This window comes from Stutzerimonas decontaminans (assembly GCF_000661915.1).
Taxonomy (GTDB): domain Bacteria; phylum Pseudomonadota; class Gammaproteobacteria; order Pseudomonadales; family Pseudomonadaceae; genus Stutzerimonas; species Stutzerimonas decontaminans.
This window is the reverse complement of record NZ_CP007509.1, coordinates 447,401-462,022: the sequence shown is the minus strand read 5'-3', so window position 1 is coordinate 462,022 and position 14,622 is coordinate 447,401. Positions and strand designations below refer to the sequence as shown.

General features: G+C 59.3%; 13 protein-coding genes. 5 read left to right on the top strand and 8 right to left on the bottom strand.

Annotated features, from left to right (window positions below; translation table 11 throughout):
• Positions 1 to 57 precede the first annotated feature (57 nt).
• From UIB01_RS02085 to UIB01_RS02075, 3 genes are all read left to right on the top strand, one after another.
• The gene (locus UIB01_RS02085) at positions 58 to 1,233 is read left to right on the top strand and encodes an NAD(P)/FAD-dependent oxidoreductase (RefSeq protein WP_038656413.1); all 1,176 of its coding nucleotides are present in this window, start codon (positions 58 to 60) and stop codon (positions 1,231 to 1,233) included.
• Positions 1,230 to 2,039, top strand: a complete 810-nt coding sequence (locus UIB01_RS02080) for an aldo/keto reductase (RefSeq protein WP_038656411.1) — start codon at positions 1,230 to 1,232, stop codon at positions 2,037 to 2,039. The genes UIB01_RS02085 and UIB01_RS02080 overlap by 4 nt, the downstream gene beginning before the upstream one ends.
• Positions 2,040 to 2,129: 90 nt before the next feature.
• The gene (locus UIB01_RS02075; protein WP_038656409.1) at positions 2,130 to 3,017 is read left to right on the top strand and encodes a hypothetical protein; all 888 of its coding nucleotides are present in this window, start codon (positions 2,130 to 2,132) and stop codon (positions 3,015 to 3,017) included.
• A 69-nt stretch (positions 3,018 to 3,086) separates the two neighbouring features.
• Here UIB01_RS02075 and hldE read toward each other — a convergent pair whose 3' ends face one another.
• The 4 genes from hldE to msbA form a co-directional block, all read right to left on the bottom strand.
• Positions 3,087 to 4,508, bottom strand: a complete 1,422-nt coding sequence (gene hldE, locus UIB01_RS02070) for a bifunctional D-glycero-beta-D-manno-heptose-7-phosphate kinase/D-glycero-beta-D-manno-heptose 1-phosphate adenylyltransferase HldE (protein WP_038656408.1) — start codon at positions 4,506 to 4,508, stop codon at positions 3,087 to 3,089.
• Positions 4,509 to 4,589: 81 nt separating this feature from the next.
• The gene (locus tag UIB01_RS02065; RefSeq protein ID WP_038656406.1) at positions 4,590 to 5,984 is read right to left on the bottom strand and encodes a PIG-L deacetylase family protein; all 1,395 of its coding nucleotides are present in this window, start codon (positions 5,982 to 5,984) and stop codon (positions 4,590 to 4,592) included.
• A 3-nt stretch (positions 5,985 to 5,987) separates the two neighbouring features.
• A complete protein-coding gene (locus UIB01_RS02060; protein WP_038656404.1) occupies positions 5,988 to 6,884 on the bottom strand; it encodes a GNAT family N-acetyltransferase in 897 nt (298 codons plus the stop codon).
• Entirely contained in the window at positions 6,884 to 8,701 is a 1,818-nt protein-coding gene (msbA, locus tag UIB01_RS02055; protein ID WP_038656402.1) for a lipid A export permease/ATP-binding protein MsbA, read from the bottom strand. The genes UIB01_RS02060 and msbA overlap by 1 nt, the downstream gene beginning before the upstream one ends.
• Before the next feature lie 35 nt (positions 8,702 to 8,736).
• On the opposite strand from msbA, the gene UIB01_RS02050 reads away from it, so the two are divergent.
• Together UIB01_RS02050 and UIB01_RS02045 are read left to right on the top strand one after the other, a co-directional pair.
• On the top strand, positions 8,737 to 9,378 hold the full coding sequence (locus UIB01_RS02050; RefSeq protein ID WP_038656400.1) for a protein kinase family protein: 642 nt from the start codon (positions 8,737 to 8,739) through the stop codon (positions 9,376 to 9,378).
• Entirely contained in the window at positions 9,341 to 10,186 is an 846-nt protein-coding gene (locus UIB01_RS02045) for a protein kinase family protein (protein WP_038656398.1), read from the top strand. The genes UIB01_RS02050 and UIB01_RS02045 overlap by 38 nt, the downstream gene beginning before the upstream one ends.
• 32 nt (positions 10,187 to 10,218) lie before the next feature.
• Here the strand turns inward: UIB01_RS02045 and UIB01_RS22610 are convergent, their stop codons facing one another.
• From UIB01_RS22610 to UIB01_RS02025, 4 genes are all read right to left on the bottom strand, one after another.
• The gene (locus tag UIB01_RS22610) at positions 10,219 to 10,956 is read right to left on the bottom strand and encodes a glycosyltransferase family 32 protein (protein ID WP_080695036.1); all 738 of its coding nucleotides are present in this window, start codon (positions 10,954 to 10,956) and stop codon (positions 10,219 to 10,221) included.
• 109 nt (positions 10,957 to 11,065) lie between these two features.
• On the bottom strand, positions 11,066 to 12,238 hold the full coding sequence (locus UIB01_RS02035) for an O-antigen ligase family protein (protein WP_038656394.1): 1,173 nt from the start codon (positions 12,236 to 12,238) through the stop codon (positions 11,066 to 11,068).
• On the bottom strand, positions 12,235 to 13,371 hold the full coding sequence (locus UIB01_RS02030) for a capsular polysaccharide export protein, LipB/KpsS family (RefSeq protein WP_038656392.1): 1,137 nt from the start codon (positions 13,369 to 13,371) through the stop codon (positions 12,235 to 12,237). The genes UIB01_RS02035 and UIB01_RS02030 overlap by 4 nt, the downstream gene beginning before the upstream one ends.
• Positions 13,368 to 14,615 carry a CDP-glycerol glycerophosphotransferase family protein gene (locus UIB01_RS02025; RefSeq protein WP_038656391.1) on the bottom strand — a complete coding sequence of 416 codons (1,248 nt, stop codon included), beginning with the start codon at positions 14,613 to 14,615 and terminating at the stop codon, positions 13,368 to 13,370. Before UIB01_RS02025 ends, UIB01_RS02030 begins: the two co-directional genes overlap by 4 nt.
• Positions 14,616 to 14,622 lie beyond the last annotated feature (7 nt).

Below are 14,622 nucleotides of genomic sequence, written 5' to 3'. Positions count from 1 at the left end.
CCCCGCGAACTGCATGCAGTTATACTGCGCGTCCGTTTCCCCGTATGAGGTCTGCACATGCCTGAATCCCTCAGCACCGACGTCCTGATCGTTGGCGGCGGCGTCGCCGGCCTGTGGCTAAACGCGCGCCTGCGCCGACAAGGTTTTGCCACGTTGCTGGTGGACAAGGGAACGCTGGGCGGCGGGCAGAGCGTGAAGTCCCAGGGCATCATTCATGGCGGTACCAAATACGCCTTGAGCGGCGCCCTCACCGGCGCGTCCGAAGCCATCGCCGACATGCCACGGCGCTGGCGCGAGGCTCTTGAAGGCAAGGGCGAGCTGGATCTCAGCGGCGTGCGCCTGCTGTCCGATGCGCATTACCTCTGGTCGCCCGGCACCCTGGCCGGCAATCTCACCAGCTTCTTCGCCAGCAAGGCGGTGCGCTCGCGGGTTGGTCAGGTCAAGGGCGACGAACTGCCACCCGCTCTGCAACACCCGAAATTCAAAGGCAAGGTCTACCGCCTCAGTGAGCTGGTGCTCGATGTGCCCAGTCTGATTACCCGCCTGGCCGAATTGGCCGGCGACAGCCTGCTCGCCGGGCGGCAGGTCGAGCCGCTGCTTGATGGCAACGAGCTGGTCGGCCTGCGCGTCGATGGCCGCGAGATCCGCGCCCAGCGCATCGTCTTCAGCGCCGGTGGCGGGACGGCGGAGCTGCTCGCTTCGCTCGGCTTGCAACAACCGGCCATGCAGCGCCGCCCGCTGCACATGGTCATCGTCAAGGCGCCGACGCTCAAGCCGCTCTACGCCCACTGCCTGGGCGGCGGCACTAAGCCGCGCATCACCGTGACCAGCCATCCGGCGGCGGATGGTGAGTGGGTCTGGTATCTCGGCGGCGACCTGGCCGAAGTCGACGGCGTGGCGCGCGACGAAGCCAGCCAGATCGCCGTAGCGAAAAAAGAGCTGGCCGAACTGGTGCCCTGGATCGACCTGTCTGCCGCGCATTGGGCCACGCTGCGCATCGACCGCGCGGAGCCAGCGCAGTCGGCCCTCGCCCGGCCGGACAATGCCTTTCTCGCCGAGCAGGGCCGCCTGCTGGTCGGCTGGCCAACCAAGCTGGCGCTGTCGCCGGATTTTTCCGACCGCGTCGAAGCCGCCCTCGCCCGCGACGGCATTCGCCCCGGCCAGCATCCCGTACTACCGGAACTGCCGCGGCCACCGCTGACCGGGCCGTTCTGGGAAGGGCTGCTGCCATGAACGCAACGCTGCACGAACTGCACCGCCCGTTGGGCAGCACCGGCCTGCGCATTTCGCCGCTGGGTCTGGGCACGGTGAAGCTGGGCCGCGACCAGGGCGTGAAATACCCCAGCGGTTTCGCCATTCCCGACGATACCCAGGCTAGCCAGCTGCTGGCTCTGGCCCGCGATCTGGGCATCAACCTGATCGATACCGCCCCGGCCTACGGCGTCAGCGAGGAGCGGCTCGGTCCGTTGCTGACCGGCCAGCGCGAGGAGTGGGTGATCGTCAGCAAGGTTGGCGAGGAGTTCGAGAACGGCCAGTCGCGCTTCGACTTTTCTGCCGCCCATACGCGCTTTTCGGTCGAACGCAGCCTCAAGCGTCTGCGCACCGACCGCATCGAGCTGGTGCTGGTGCATTCCGATGGCAACGATCTGGACATCCTGCAGCACGCCGAGGTCTACCAGACCCTCGCCGAACTCAAGCGCGAGGGCAAGATTCTCGGCTACGGCCTCTCCGGCAAGACTGTGGACGGAGGACTGTTGGCGCTGCAACAAGGCGACTGCGCGATGGTCACCTACAACCTCAACGAGCAGGCCGAGCGACCAGTGCTCGACTACGCTGCAGCCCACGGCAAGGGCATCCTGATCAAGAAAGCCCTGGCCAGCGGCCACGCCTGCCTCAAGCCAGGCGACGACCCGGTGCGCCGCAGCTTCGAGTTGCTGTTCGGCCACCCTGGGGTCAGTGGCGCGATCATCGGCACTATCAATCCGCAGCATTTGACGGCTAACGTACGGACTGCTGCTGCCGTTCTGACCGGCAACTGAAGCGGTCCTGGCGGCAACATTCATCCGCTGCGCGGGCGCGCATTACGCTGATGCCGCGCGGTTACTTTCTTCGCCGCAAGGAGAAACCGAATGCCAAGAGTTCTGGTGCGCAAGAGCCCTGCCGCATTCAAGACCCTGCCGCTCTACGTCGAGGCCAGCCAGGACCACCTGAGCTACCAGAGTCTGGGCCGGCCGTTGAACTTCAGCGAAGTGATCGAACGCCGTCGCCCGGTGGAGGTTTCCGATCCGGGCCGTTTTGCCATCGAACTGGCCAATCTCGGCGTTTCGGTGCGTCTGACCATGAGCTGGCAGGGCCGCGAATACTGGGTACTGGTCCGTCAGCAGCGGCCGGACCGTGGTGACGTGGTCCTCAAGCTGATTTCCGGCTACATCCCGGCCCATGAGCTGAACCTTCCGCTGCTCACCGCCATCCAGGAAATCGCCGAAGAATGCCTGCTGGAAACCCCTGAAGGCTGGCTAGCCGGGCGTTTCGGCGATACCTGGCTGCCCACTCCGTACCAGGCCAGCCTGCACTACCGCGAGGCGGTGCACTTCAAGCTCGCCTCGCAATCCGGCGCCACGCGCCCGGTGCAGTGCGGCAACATGGTACTGATGGAGCGTCCTCGCGCCTATGTTCACCTGCCTACGGCATCGTTGCAGCTGGTCTATGACATGCGCATGGAACTGCCGAAGGAAGCGCGTCAGCTGAGCCTGTTTCATGTCGACGAACGCCTGGAAGACGGTCAACTGGTTGCGCGTCTGGAGCGCAGCCGGCCCGACATCTACCTGATACCCGTGCATCAGGGCCAGCCGCAGGATCAGCTGCTGCAACTGCGCAATGGCCAGTTCAGCCCGGTGAACACTCGCGGCCTGTGGCTATCGGAAAGCTTTGCGCCGCAGGAAGGCTGGGTGGTGCGCGACGAGCGGGTTCGCTGGCGGGATTGGTGGGCGGCACGGCCGGTGGCGGCAGCCCGGTGAAGCAACGTGGATCGCCGCGGAAAGCGGCTATCCATTTTGACTGACGATACGCTGTCGACGTATCCAGACTCAGCGGCTGCGGATCTTCTCGACGATGGCGGTGGTCGAGCTGTTTTCCACCAGACCCAGCACCTTCACCACCCCACCGTACGCCTTGACCAGCTCAGCGCCGACCACCTGGTCGACGCCGTAGTCGCCGCCCTTGACCAGCACATCGGGACGAACCTGGGCCAGCAGGTTTTCCGGCGTATCCTCCGAGAAGCACACCACCCAGTCCACCGCTTCCAGACCCGCCAGCACCGCCATACGGCGATCCACCGAGTTGATCGGCCGCCCCGGCCCCTTCAGGCGGCTGACCGAGCCGTCGTCGTTGACTGCCACGACCAGACGATCGCCTTGCGCGCGGGCCTGTTCCAGATAGGTCACATGGCCGGCATGCAGGATGTCGAAACAGCCATTGGTGAAGACGATTTTCTCGCCTTCCGCACGGGCGTCCTCGACCGCAGTCAGCAACTGCTCGACGGTCATTACGCCACGCTCGGAGCCTTGCTCACGCTGAACCGCCCGGCGCAATTCGGGTGCGCTGATGCAGGCAGTACCCAGCTTGCCGACCACGATGCCGGCCGCCAGGTTGGCCAACGCCACCGCCTGCGGCAGCTCCTCGCCAGCAGCGATGGCCGCTGCCAAGGTGGAAATGACGGTATCCCCGGCGCCGGTGACGTCGAAGACTTCGCGGGCGCGCGCCGGCAGGTGTAACGGCGCCTGATCCGGCCGCAGCAGGGTCATGCCATGCTCACCGCGGGTGACCAACAATGCTTCGAGCTCCAGCGAGCTCATCAGCTCCGCACCTTTGCTCACCAACTCGGCCTCATCGGCACAATGCCCGACGATCGCCTCGAATTCGCCCAGGTTCGGCGTGATCAGCGAAGCGCCGCGATAAATCTCGAAGTCTTTGCCCTTGGGGTCGGCGAGGACCGGAATCCTGCGGCGCCGCGCGGCCTGGATCAGTGCCTGATGGTTTTTCAGCGCGCCCTTGCCATAGTCAGACAGCACCAGCACCTTGACCCCAGCCAGCAAGCTCTCCACTTCGGCCAGCAGTGCGGCCGGGTCGGTATCGAATGGTTCTTCGAAATCCATGCGCAGCAGCTGCTGATGGCGACTCATCACCCGCAGCTTGACGATGGTGGGCTGATCTTCGATGCACTGGAAATGTGTCTTAACACCCGCCGCGGCGAGGCTGTCGGCCAGGCTCTGGCGCGCTTCGTCTTCACCGGTCACCCCCACCAGTGCCGCCGGCGCACCCAATGCCGCAATGTTCAGCGCCACGTTGGCCGCACCACCGGGCCGATCCTCGATCTGCTCGACCTTGACCACGGGCACCGGCGCCTCAGGCGAGATCCGCGAGGTACCGCCATGCCAGTAACGATCGAGCATGACGTCACCGACCACCAGAACGGCGGCTTGGTCGAAACGGGGCATGGACAGCTTCATGAGGGCTCCAGCGAGGAAGAGAAAAAACGGCGGGATAATAACACTGTGGAAAATGCCGGCCTGTCCAGCGCGGCAAAGCTGCTACAACTTACGCACCCAGAACAGCTCGTGGCGACGCACGGCCTTGCGGAAAAACTCGTCGTCGCCGCTGGCAGGCCAGCGGCGACCGGCTAGTGCCGCCTGGATCAGTCGACGCAGGCGCCGCTTGAACGGCAAAGGTCCTTGCAGGTCATGCTGCATGGCCAGTGCCATGGCCTTGTTCAGCCGCGCGTCTGCATCCAGCGTCGGGCTCCACAGATGATCGATCGGCAGCGGCTCGATGGCGGGAGGCAAGGCCACGCCGCCGTCAGCCGGGCCCATCGGCCAGCGATCATTATCATGTAGATGGTTAGCATAGAGCAGTAACGTTTCTGGCAACCAATCACCCTCTTCCATCGCCTGACAGAGGGCTCGCGTGGCTGCGACGTGATCGGCGTGCGGATCGAGTTCAGGATGCGGCGTCACCACCACTTCGGGGCGAAAGTGCGTCAGCAGCGCGCGCAGGTCAGCCTGCAGGTTGTCCCAGCTCGGCAAGCCATCCACATCAGCCGGCAACGCCAGAGGATTGTGCTGACGTACGCTGCGGGTGTCCTGCTCGCCCGATTCCCGCGAGCCGAAGGCGTGAGCCGGCTCCTCGGCCATGGCCGGCAGCTGCAGGCAGTAATAGCCGAGCTGCACGCATTGCGACTGCGGCACGCCGCCCCAAAGCGGTATCGCAAGGCTGTCCCAGCTGCGCAACCGGCCCTTCAAACGAGCCGCAGCGGCCTGGTCCAAACCCAGGCGTTGGTAGTTCTTCGCCTCGATTTCCCCCTGAGTCAGGGTAACGATGGCGACCTCACTCGCCCGGCTGTACAGGCCGAAGGCGGCCAGCTCGGCATCGTCGGCATGGGGAGCGATGATCAGGATCCGACGCTCGGCGTAGTCCGGATTACGCATCGCATAGAGGGTCGCATCGCTCGACAGCCGGCAGAACCGCCCGCGAATGTTCAGCCTGCCCTGGGCGAGCAGCTCCTGCTGACCGGACAGATTGAGGTAACGCCGCCCCGCGACACCGCGCTCGAAGTCCTGCCGGTCCTCACCGATCCATACCTGCGGATCGCGCCAGCGCCCTAGCCAGCTGGCCTTCAGATTGACCTCGAGAATCAGCGTATCCGCAGGCTCGAAGCCATCCGACAGCACTAGACGGCCGTCCTCGACACGCACCGGATAGCGCTTGGCATCTTCAGAAAAGGCGTAGCGGTAGTCGTCCTGCGGCCGGTAAAACAGATGATCAGCGAACCATGCCTCATGGGCGATCCAGCCGAGAACCACCAACAGCGGCAGCAGCCACCAACTGGATAGCGCGCCAATCAGCAGCAGCACAACGAGCGCGACGAGCAGCGCGATGCGCTTGTGCTGGCGGTGACGTTTAAGCAGCTGCTGCTTGCGTGCACTCATGGCTCACACCTGATAGACCGGGACGCGGTTGCACCAGCGGTCCTTGTACTCACGGTCCGCACGACCGAAGGAATAGCGCAGCGGTTTGCCCAGCGCTCGGGCGTCGGCCCAGGCCGCCTGGGTGTTGACGAAGCTGAGGACGCTGCCGGGGCTGAAATCGCGCTGTTGCGGATCGACACCGCCGTTGATGTATTCGATGGACACCCAATTCGGTGCTTCGACCCGATAAAGCACCTGAATGGCGATGGGCTGCTCGTCGAGCAGCACCACCGAGCCGGTCATGAACTCGCGAAGTAGCGTGAAAACCTCTTGCAGATGCCCCTTACCGGGCGCTTCGAAGTGCCAGCGGCGCTGGAACAAATCGGCATACATTGCGGCTTGTTCGGTCGGCGAGAAATCCTGCATCGGACGCAAGACGCCACCAGCCTCTTCCAACAGGCGCTGCTCGCGACGCTGGTTGTAGCGAAATTTCTTCGAATACTCCTCCGGCTCGCGCGCCAGCGCCAGGCCCTCTGGCTGCTCGCGCAACGTGCTGATCGCGGTAGCATTGAGCTCGGATACGTAGCGCATACGCTGGCGTACCGGCACCTCAGCCCGTTCGGCAACCGGCAGAATGATCTCCGCGTTGCCCATATCGAACAGACCGCGCTTGCCGGTCTTTTTCAGCACATCCTTGGAAAGCGCCAGATGCCGCCCCCAGCAAGGAACCGCCGCAATCAGTTCACCTTGCTTTTCCCAGCCCAGATAGCGCACCGGAATACCAGCGAGCTCAGCCAGCCGCTCGATGACCTCAGGGTGAGTCGCAACGCTGCCGCCGTAGCGCTGCCAGACCTCGGCATACGTCGCTGCGTCGATAACGCACCAGCCACGCTCGCGCCAGCCCTGCAAGAACTGCAACATCAGGATTCCTGCTCGCCGGGCGCTTCGTCCTTGAACTGCGTCGCGTGGAGCCTGGCGTAGGCGCCGTTCGCGGCCAGCAGCTCGGCGTGGGTACCGCGCTCGACGATGCGGCCCTGCTCCATCACCAGAATCTGATCGGCCTTCTCGATCGTGCTCAAGCGGTGCGCGATGACCAGCGTGGTACGGCCCTGCATGACGTGATCCAGCGCGCCCTGGATGTGCCGCTCGGATTCGGTATCCAGCGCCGACGTCGCTTCGTCCAGAATCAGCACGGGCGAGTTCTTCAACAATGCACGAGCGATCGCCAGGCGTTGACGCTGACCGCCAGAAAGCAGCACGCCGTTTTCGCCGACCAGCGTCTGATAACCCTCTGGCATCTGCTCGATGAACTCGTCGGCGTAGGCATCACAGGCCGCGCGACGGATGTCGTCCAGCGGCGCGCCAGCCAGATCGCCGTAAGCGATGTTATTGGCCACCGTATCGTTGAACAGCGTCACCTGCTGAGTCACCAGCGCGATGTGCCGGCGCAGATTGCGCAACGTGTAGGACTCGACATCTGCACCATCAAGCAGTATCTGGCCTGCTTCATGGTGATAGAAGCGCGGAATCAGGTTCGCTAGCGTGGACTTGCCGCTGCCTGAACGTCCGACCAGCGCCACCATCTGCCCCGGCTCAATGGTGAAACTAATGTCGTGCAGCACGCGCTTGTCTGTACCCGGATAGACAAAGTCGAGGTTGCGCACCTCGAGATGGCCGCTGACGGCTTCGCGTTCGAGCGTGCCCCGATCAATTTCTGGCTCCTCGTCGAGCTGCTCGAAGATGCTCTCGGCGCCAGCCACCCCCTTTTGAATCGTGGAGCTGACTTCCGAGAGCTGACGGATCGGTTTTGGCAGCAACCCGGCCAGCGTGATGTAGGCGACCAGATCGCCAGCAGACGCGTCACCTCGGAGCAACAACACCAGGAACATCAGCACTGCCATGGCGCTATAGATGACCAGCTGCAGACTCGGTGTGTAGACCGCATTGGTCTTGACCATCCGCAACTGCTTGGCAGTGTTCTCCGAACTTGCAGTGAGGAAGCGATTCCGCTCGTAGGGCTCGCCACCGAAACTACGTACCACGCGGTAGCCCTGAATGGTTTCCGAAGCCACGTGCGTCACATCGCCCATCGCGAGCTGGATCTTCTTGCTCTGCTTGCGGAATTTCTTGCTGGCGCTCGACACCATGAAGCCGATCACCGGCAGGATCGCCAGCATCACCAGAGTGAGCTTCCAGTTCATCCACAGCAGCGTGGCGAACAGGAAAATCACCGTCATACCCTCGCGCACCACGACCTTGATCGCATCCGTCGCCGCGCCGGTGACCATGGTAACGTTGTACGTGATCCGCGAGATCAGGTGTCCGGAGTTGTGGCTGTCGAAATAACGATTGGGGAGGGTCAACATGTTGTTGAACAATGCCAGCCGCAAGTCATGCACCAGGCCTAGTGAAACCTTGGCGAGAAAAAAATTACCGAGGAACGAGCCGATGCCCTGCATGAGGGCGATGAAGATGATCAGCAGCGGGACGGCCTGCAATAGCTTGAGTTCGGCGAGCCAGCTGTGCTCCTGCAAATAGGGGACCTGGGCAAAGAAACTGGCCTCGGGATTGTTTAATCCATCGACGAAAAACTTGAGCATGTAGCCCAGCATCGGCTGTGTCGATGCGAAAATCAAAAAGCCAGCAAGGCTGACCGCGAACAGCCCCCAGTATGGAAGCACGTAGCGCAGCAATCGCAGGTACACAGTGAGACTGGATTGCTGGGTAGAATTGGCCATTCGGCGAGCCCCATACGACTGGCTAGAGGAACAAGATGCGGATTGTAACAGCGCAGGAACTGGAAAGCTGGCTGGCTAGCGGCGACGTGCTAGAGAGAGACGGCCGCGGCCCGAAAGTGGTAGCGCTATCGAATGGGCTATACCTGAAGATATTCCATACTAGGCGCGCCTCATGGCTCGCTCGTTTACGGCCGGCAGCCATTCGCTTCGCACGGAATGCGCAAACACTGGCCGCACACGGTATAGCCACACCCGAAATTACCGAGACTTTCTGGCTCGACCGTGACATAGGTCTGAGTGGCTGTCTGTATCGGCCACTGCCGGGCCACTCGCTTGAAGGATTATTTAGAGAGTCGCCAGAGACGCTGATAGCTAAGCTTCCTGAGCTGGCGAGCTTTATCCGTAAACTTCACGAACATAAAATTTACTTTCGCTCGCTACATATTGGAAATATCCTGCTATTGCCCACAGGAAGGTTTGGCTTGATTGACTTTCTTGATCTGCAACAAAAGCTCCTCCCTCTAAACAGCTGGCAGATCAGGCGAAATCTTCGCCATATGCAGAATCACCTCGCCCGTAAAAAGCTCGGAAGCTTCCCCTTCGAGGCGCTCCAATCTTTCTACTATAACAAGGATGTCCATGCGCACCCCCAGAAGAGTCACCGGCCTAAAACATGAAGTTAATGCGCAGCATGGCGATCTAGTCGCTTTCAGCGTGGGTGATGAATCAGCCCTGATTGGCAACCTCGAATCGATAGAGGAACTCATTGCACTACGGAAGCGAATGGGCCGCCAACGCCTCGCCCAGCCTTGCATAACTTGCGATGGCCAGCAAATATTCGTAAAAACTTCCTCTATCGAAAGCTACCCATCACGTCTGCGCATTAGCTTTGGCCTTAAGCGCCGCTCCGGCGCGTATGACTGGCCCCTGGCCGAACTGCGAAACAATTTTAGAGCAAACCAAAAGACCAACATGATCCCAAGGCTGACAGGGCTTGGATTTGCACGAGGCAGGCTTGGATTGGTCCGGGAAGTATTTTTGGCATTCGAGAACCTGGCAGGCTATACCAATGGATTCGACTGGGTAAATAGTCATCCGGCGCAACTCGAGCGGTTTATCCGAGCGGCGCTAGATTCGCTCATGACCCTCAACTCTAAAGGAATCTACCACCTTGATCTTTGGGCAGGAAACATCATGTTTCCAGACCATTCCCTAGAAAATCCAAAAGTTATCGATCTAGAGAACTGCTTTATCGGATCTACTGCATATCATAACGAAACGGTCGGCTACCAACTTGCGCTTTTTTACCAACATTCCCTTGAACGCCTAATATCCGAAAAGGATTATGACGAAATAATCAGGAGCTACATGCACGACCGCCGTGAACTGAAGAGCAAAACAGCCCAAGAGTTTTATCAGCATTTCAAGCATAACGGTGCAGGACGCAAGGCACGTTATTTAATCCCATTTAGGGGAAAACTTTAGCCATTACATTTGCGCTTACCCCGAACGGGACGCTAACGATGTCTAAATCGTCGAAGCCTGGTGCGGAGCCGGAACATTTGCCAGGCCAACCAGGCGCCGAGGTGCTCTGGCACCTTGCGCGCGCTTCTGGCCAGACGGCTTGCCAAGCTCTTGCCATCACGCCTACGCCAACTCCCAGCATACAGATGGCGTGCAAGCGGCTGGATGCCCACCTTCGGTGCGCGAACAGCATCAGCGAGCCGGCCGACACCGAGCACTCGCTCGGTTCCACGAAATTCTTCCTCACCACTGCCAGTGAAGCCCCTCGCCAGCATCAACCGGCTTACTTCATTCACGTTAACCAGCTCGGACAACCGCTCTTCGTCGAACTGGACCCGCCCATAATATTCAAGCATATGGACAGGAAGCCAATGCCCGACAGACGCTCCGATAACGGCCGTCGCGAACCGTTGACGATCCTCGAGCCCGATGAAGAATTCATTATCTAAAAGCTCGTCAAAAGAGGCACAAACCTCCACATCGACGTCAAGATAGATGCCTCCTTCTTTAGCGAGCACGTGCATTCGCACATAATCGGCTACAAATGCGAACTTGCCTGCCGAATGTGCCGCAGCGGTAAATGGATGACTCGCTGGATCGAAAGCGGCTTCATCCCAGCGCACCACTTCATAATCAGGAAGATAATAGGCCCATGAAGCGAGGCATCGCTTGGCCTGCAAAGGCATTGGCTGCCCGCCAAACCAGCAATAATGTATACGGCGCGCTATCACCTAGCGCACCTTAGCCGCAGCCCACTCAAACAACTTTTCTTCACGTAGGTCATCGCGCCACCTCATCTTATGATGATGCTCGTCGGATCCGCGAAGTAGAATATGGCCTTCACACAGGATCTTGGATGCCTGCGTTTTCTTCAGCGTAGCGTGAACGCTGAGCCAGAACGAGGCCTAGACCGATTGGCAGCCAGGTAATCATCCAATCGGCGTTGGGTTTAAGCCAAAGCCCTATTCCGTCCGTCATCAAACTCAACGTCGAAAACACCCAGAGCATCAATAGCGCGCGCCCCAGTGCTTCTCCTCGGGCTCGCCAGGCCAGGAATGCGCAGCGAATCCATATAAAAAGAAAAAGCAGCAGACCAACTAGGCCAAGCCGTATGCCTATATCAAGAAACAGATTGTGGGGATGGTTATATAGCGTCTTTAGCCCCGGCACCGCCAATTTGAAATCTTGGAATCCCAGCCCCCAAAACGGGTTCTCCAACAACAAAGCGGTGCCCGCTCGCCAGAGCTCCGGCCGATAGGAGAAACCTCGCTGCAATAGCAGATAAGCGTCATGCCAGATGATTATAGCAACCATCGTCACCGCAGCGACCGTCACTGCGATCCGTACACGCCAAGGCAATGACAACAAAGCCAGCGCCATCACACCCGCAATTCCAAGCCAAACCCCGCGCGTCTGGCTCGACAAGAGAAATAGAGCACAGGCTCCAATTACAAAAGCTTCAATAGCCGAGCGACGCCATGTTAGCGGCTGCTTGAGAGCCAGACCGACGCCAATGACAGCCAAAGCGCCTACGGCATGCGCCGCCATAATGACGGTATCCCATATCCCGATGGCCAGGACACGATGGCGATAGGAATGCTCAGTCAACACGTAGAAATCGATCCATGATGCCAGCGAACCAACACCGGCAACCAGAGCGGCTAGCATCAGGACACGTTCTACGGATGAAGGTGCTGCACGCTCTGATAACAGCATCGCCGCCACGCTGAGACTGACGTAGAACACGACCTTGGCTTGGCTGACGGGTTCCCCTCCACCATTGAGCGCGGTTATTAGCAGCGTCCAGCTAGCAAATGCACCGAGAAGAACTAAGTCTAGTCGCGGCAACTTTGGCCTTAGGTGCGAGAAGCCCAAGCTGATCAGCGCAGGCAGCCACATCAGTGCAATTAGTGCTTGGTGATACAACTTGTTGGAGGGCATCAGCCACGGCGCGCAAAGCAACGTCACAAAACCAAGCAAAGCCCAACGGGAAAGAACATCCGAACTATTCAAACAACCACTCCATTGCTCGCAAAACAACCGCTGGCCATCAGACGACGTGCCGCTTCTTGCAGATGCTCCGGAGAAGCATCCTGCCACCGACCAGGCACACAATATTCATTGGATAAATAATGCAGAAAAGCACGCCGCAAACGTTCATCGACAGGCCACTTCGGAAACTCTTCAACCAGTGCCAATAATTGCTCCACCGAGTCGGCGTGCACGACTAGACCTTCAATGTTAAAAAAGGCTTGGCCTAGCGTGAGCAGCGGCTTGCTGAGAAGCAAGGACTCGAGCCCGACAGTAGAGTTAAGGGTAATGACGAAGCTGCTAGCCTCGATAAGCTCCTGGGTAGAATTCCCATTGGCAAACGTCAGTCGATCGCGGCAACGGCAGTGAAGATCGGGATAGCTCTCGCGGCTTGAGGGGTGCTCCTTGAATACAACCTCCCAGCCAGTCTCATCGGCAATGCGCTCACCCAATGCGAATAAATCACGCATATTTCGCACCCACGGTGAATACAGCCTAACCTGTGTATCCCGGTCGTCCTGAAAGGGAATGAAGATAAATCGATCTGGCAACTTGACCGGTGGCGGCCCCTCACCACGTGGCTTGCGAGGAATCAAAACGACCGGCTCACCATCAGAGGGCAGAGATACTCGACCTGCATAATCCAGATAAAAACGTGCTTCACGAGGGACGGAATTGAGATAGTTAACGCCCCGAGGATCCAGCGTTGTGGTTCCAGGAAGCAAACCATTCTCGACAAAAAAGGTACGCGTGCCCGCGGGCAGCAACGCCAGCATGAGCTGGCAGTGGCGATTCGCGCCATTCCAGACTACTACGGCGTCCGGCTGCTCCTTTTTCAAAATTGCGGCACAGCGCAATGCAGTCAAAAGCATTTCCAAGCGCAGCAGCAGACGAAACGCTATGCCTTGGTATTTTCCTTTAACACGCCGCTCCTGGCACTTCTCCTCGACTAATTTGCGCCACTCGACCAGCTGTAGCACATTGGCCAACTGGCCAAACGCCGGCCACGGCAGGCCCTGCACTTCAACTACCCGTCCATCCATACCAGCGCACGACAACAACTTTGTAAAGTAAGTCGACTGGTGTTTAGCCAGAGAAAAAAAAAGGAACTTCACTTCCCTAACCTCTCGATGAGAGGCACGCCAACACAGGAATCCCCTGATACTAGGCTTTCCAGCAGCGTCAAACAATTTACCAATCCCTTATTCCCCTGAGCCAAATGATAGTTGGCAAAAGACACAGATGCCGACACTGCAGCTGAGTAGTTATTCTCTATATTATTTAATCTCTCTGAAATTTGCTTCGTATTATTAATGCACCGACCAAAGAATCGTGATTGTTCAAATATATCCTGGTCGGAGCTGGCATTAACGTACATGACAGGGCGCCGCGCCAAGGCGGCCTCAATGACAGCATTGGACATGACATTCACAACGATCGATACCTGCGACAACGCCTCTGCCAAGGTGCACTCTTTCGGAAGCACACGGACATTGCTAAGTTGCGTCGAAACGTCTTGCCAGAAGGGCACGCAACTGCGGGGGTGCGCCTTGATGAGCACCCGGTAAGTTGGATTGGCGGCCGCCCAATCGCGTAACAGTTCATAGGTAGCCCGGTAACCAGCATCCTTTTCCTTGTCCGGACCTACACCCAAGACCAGTAATGTATGCAGGTGAGGATCCGCTACCGGCAGATCATAGCTATCGTCAATCATGTGCGAACCAGCCAAAACGGCTAGCGAACTGCCAAATCGGAGATTCCTAGATTTCAACGCTGCTAAAGAACTCTGCCCGAACAGAAAATAGTAGTCGTAATCGTTCATGCCGAGCCGACGCGAGCCCTCCACGGTTGTGGCGTGCGCCAGATGCACTAAAAGCCGCTGGCGGGCGTTGAGAGCCAAACGGAGGAAGGGAGCATGCAAGCTGCCGTTGCGGTCGTTGAGCAGAACTTTCGGCTGATGGTGCTCCACTAGCCATTGCGCATAAGCAGCCAGCCCGAAATAGCGCGTGGGCAGGGAAAAGGGAGGACGCCGGAGCATCGCGTCACGCAGGACAACCCTCGGAGGCTGTAGCGCAGTTTCGGTAAGCGTATAGCCACGCTCTCGAATCCCAGCAATCAGCTTCTTCTTACGCTGAAAAGCCAACACTTTGGGTGCCGACTGCAAAAGCAAAAAGTCGCAAGGCTGGGCTTCGACTCTCGTTGCCAGCCGCGTCTTGGCACGAATCCCAAACAGCCAATCGCTAATCGCCTCTCGCAAGAACCGCACACTACTGCCGACAATGCCGTGTCGCTCACGCAACAGCATCCAACGATAACGATCTAGATCACGCGCCTTGGTGCTCCAGGGATTGCTACCCATAGCTCGG

What these genes read in the sequence shown, in the direction of transcription:
- UIB01_RS02085 (WP_038656413.1), top strand. Translation starts at nt 58, where the DNA reads ATGCCTGAATCCCTCAGCACCGACGTCCTGATCGTTGGCGGCGGCGTC.
- UIB01_RS02080 (WP_038656411.1), top strand. Translation starts at nt 1,230, where the DNA reads ATGAACGCAACGCTGCACGAACTGCACCGCCCGTTGGGCAGCACCGGC.
- UIB01_RS02075 (WP_038656409.1), top strand. Translation starts at nt 2,130, where the DNA reads ATGCCAAGAGTTCTGGTGCGCAAGAGCCCTGCCGCATTCAAGACCCTG.
- hldE (WP_038656408.1), bottom strand. Translation starts at nt 4,508, where the DNA reads ATGAAGCTGTCCATGCCCCGTTTCGACCAAGCCGCCGTTCTGGTGGTC.
- UIB01_RS02065 (WP_038656406.1), bottom strand. Translation starts at nt 5,984, where the DNA reads ATGAGTGCACGCAAGCAGCAGCTGCTTAAACGTCACCGCCAGCACAAG.
- UIB01_RS02060 (WP_038656404.1), bottom strand. Translation starts at nt 6,884, where the DNA reads ATGTTGCAGTTCTTGCAGGGCTGGCGCGAGCGTGGCTGGTGCGTTATC.
- msbA (WP_038656402.1), bottom strand. Translation starts at nt 8,701, where the DNA reads ATGGCCAATTCTACCCAGCAATCCAGTCTCACTGTGTACCTGCGATTG.
- UIB01_RS02050 (WP_038656400.1), top strand. Translation starts at nt 8,737, where the DNA reads ATGCGGATTGTAACAGCGCAGGAACTGGAAAGCTGGCTGGCTAGCGGC.
- UIB01_RS02045 (WP_038656398.1), top strand. Translation starts at nt 9,341, where the DNA reads ATGCGCACCCCCAGAAGAGTCACCGGCCTAAAACATGAAGTTAATGCG.
- UIB01_RS02025 (WP_038656391.1), bottom strand. Translation starts at nt 14,615, where the DNA reads ATGGGTAGCAATCCCTGGAGCACCAAGGCGCGTGATCTAGATCGTTAT.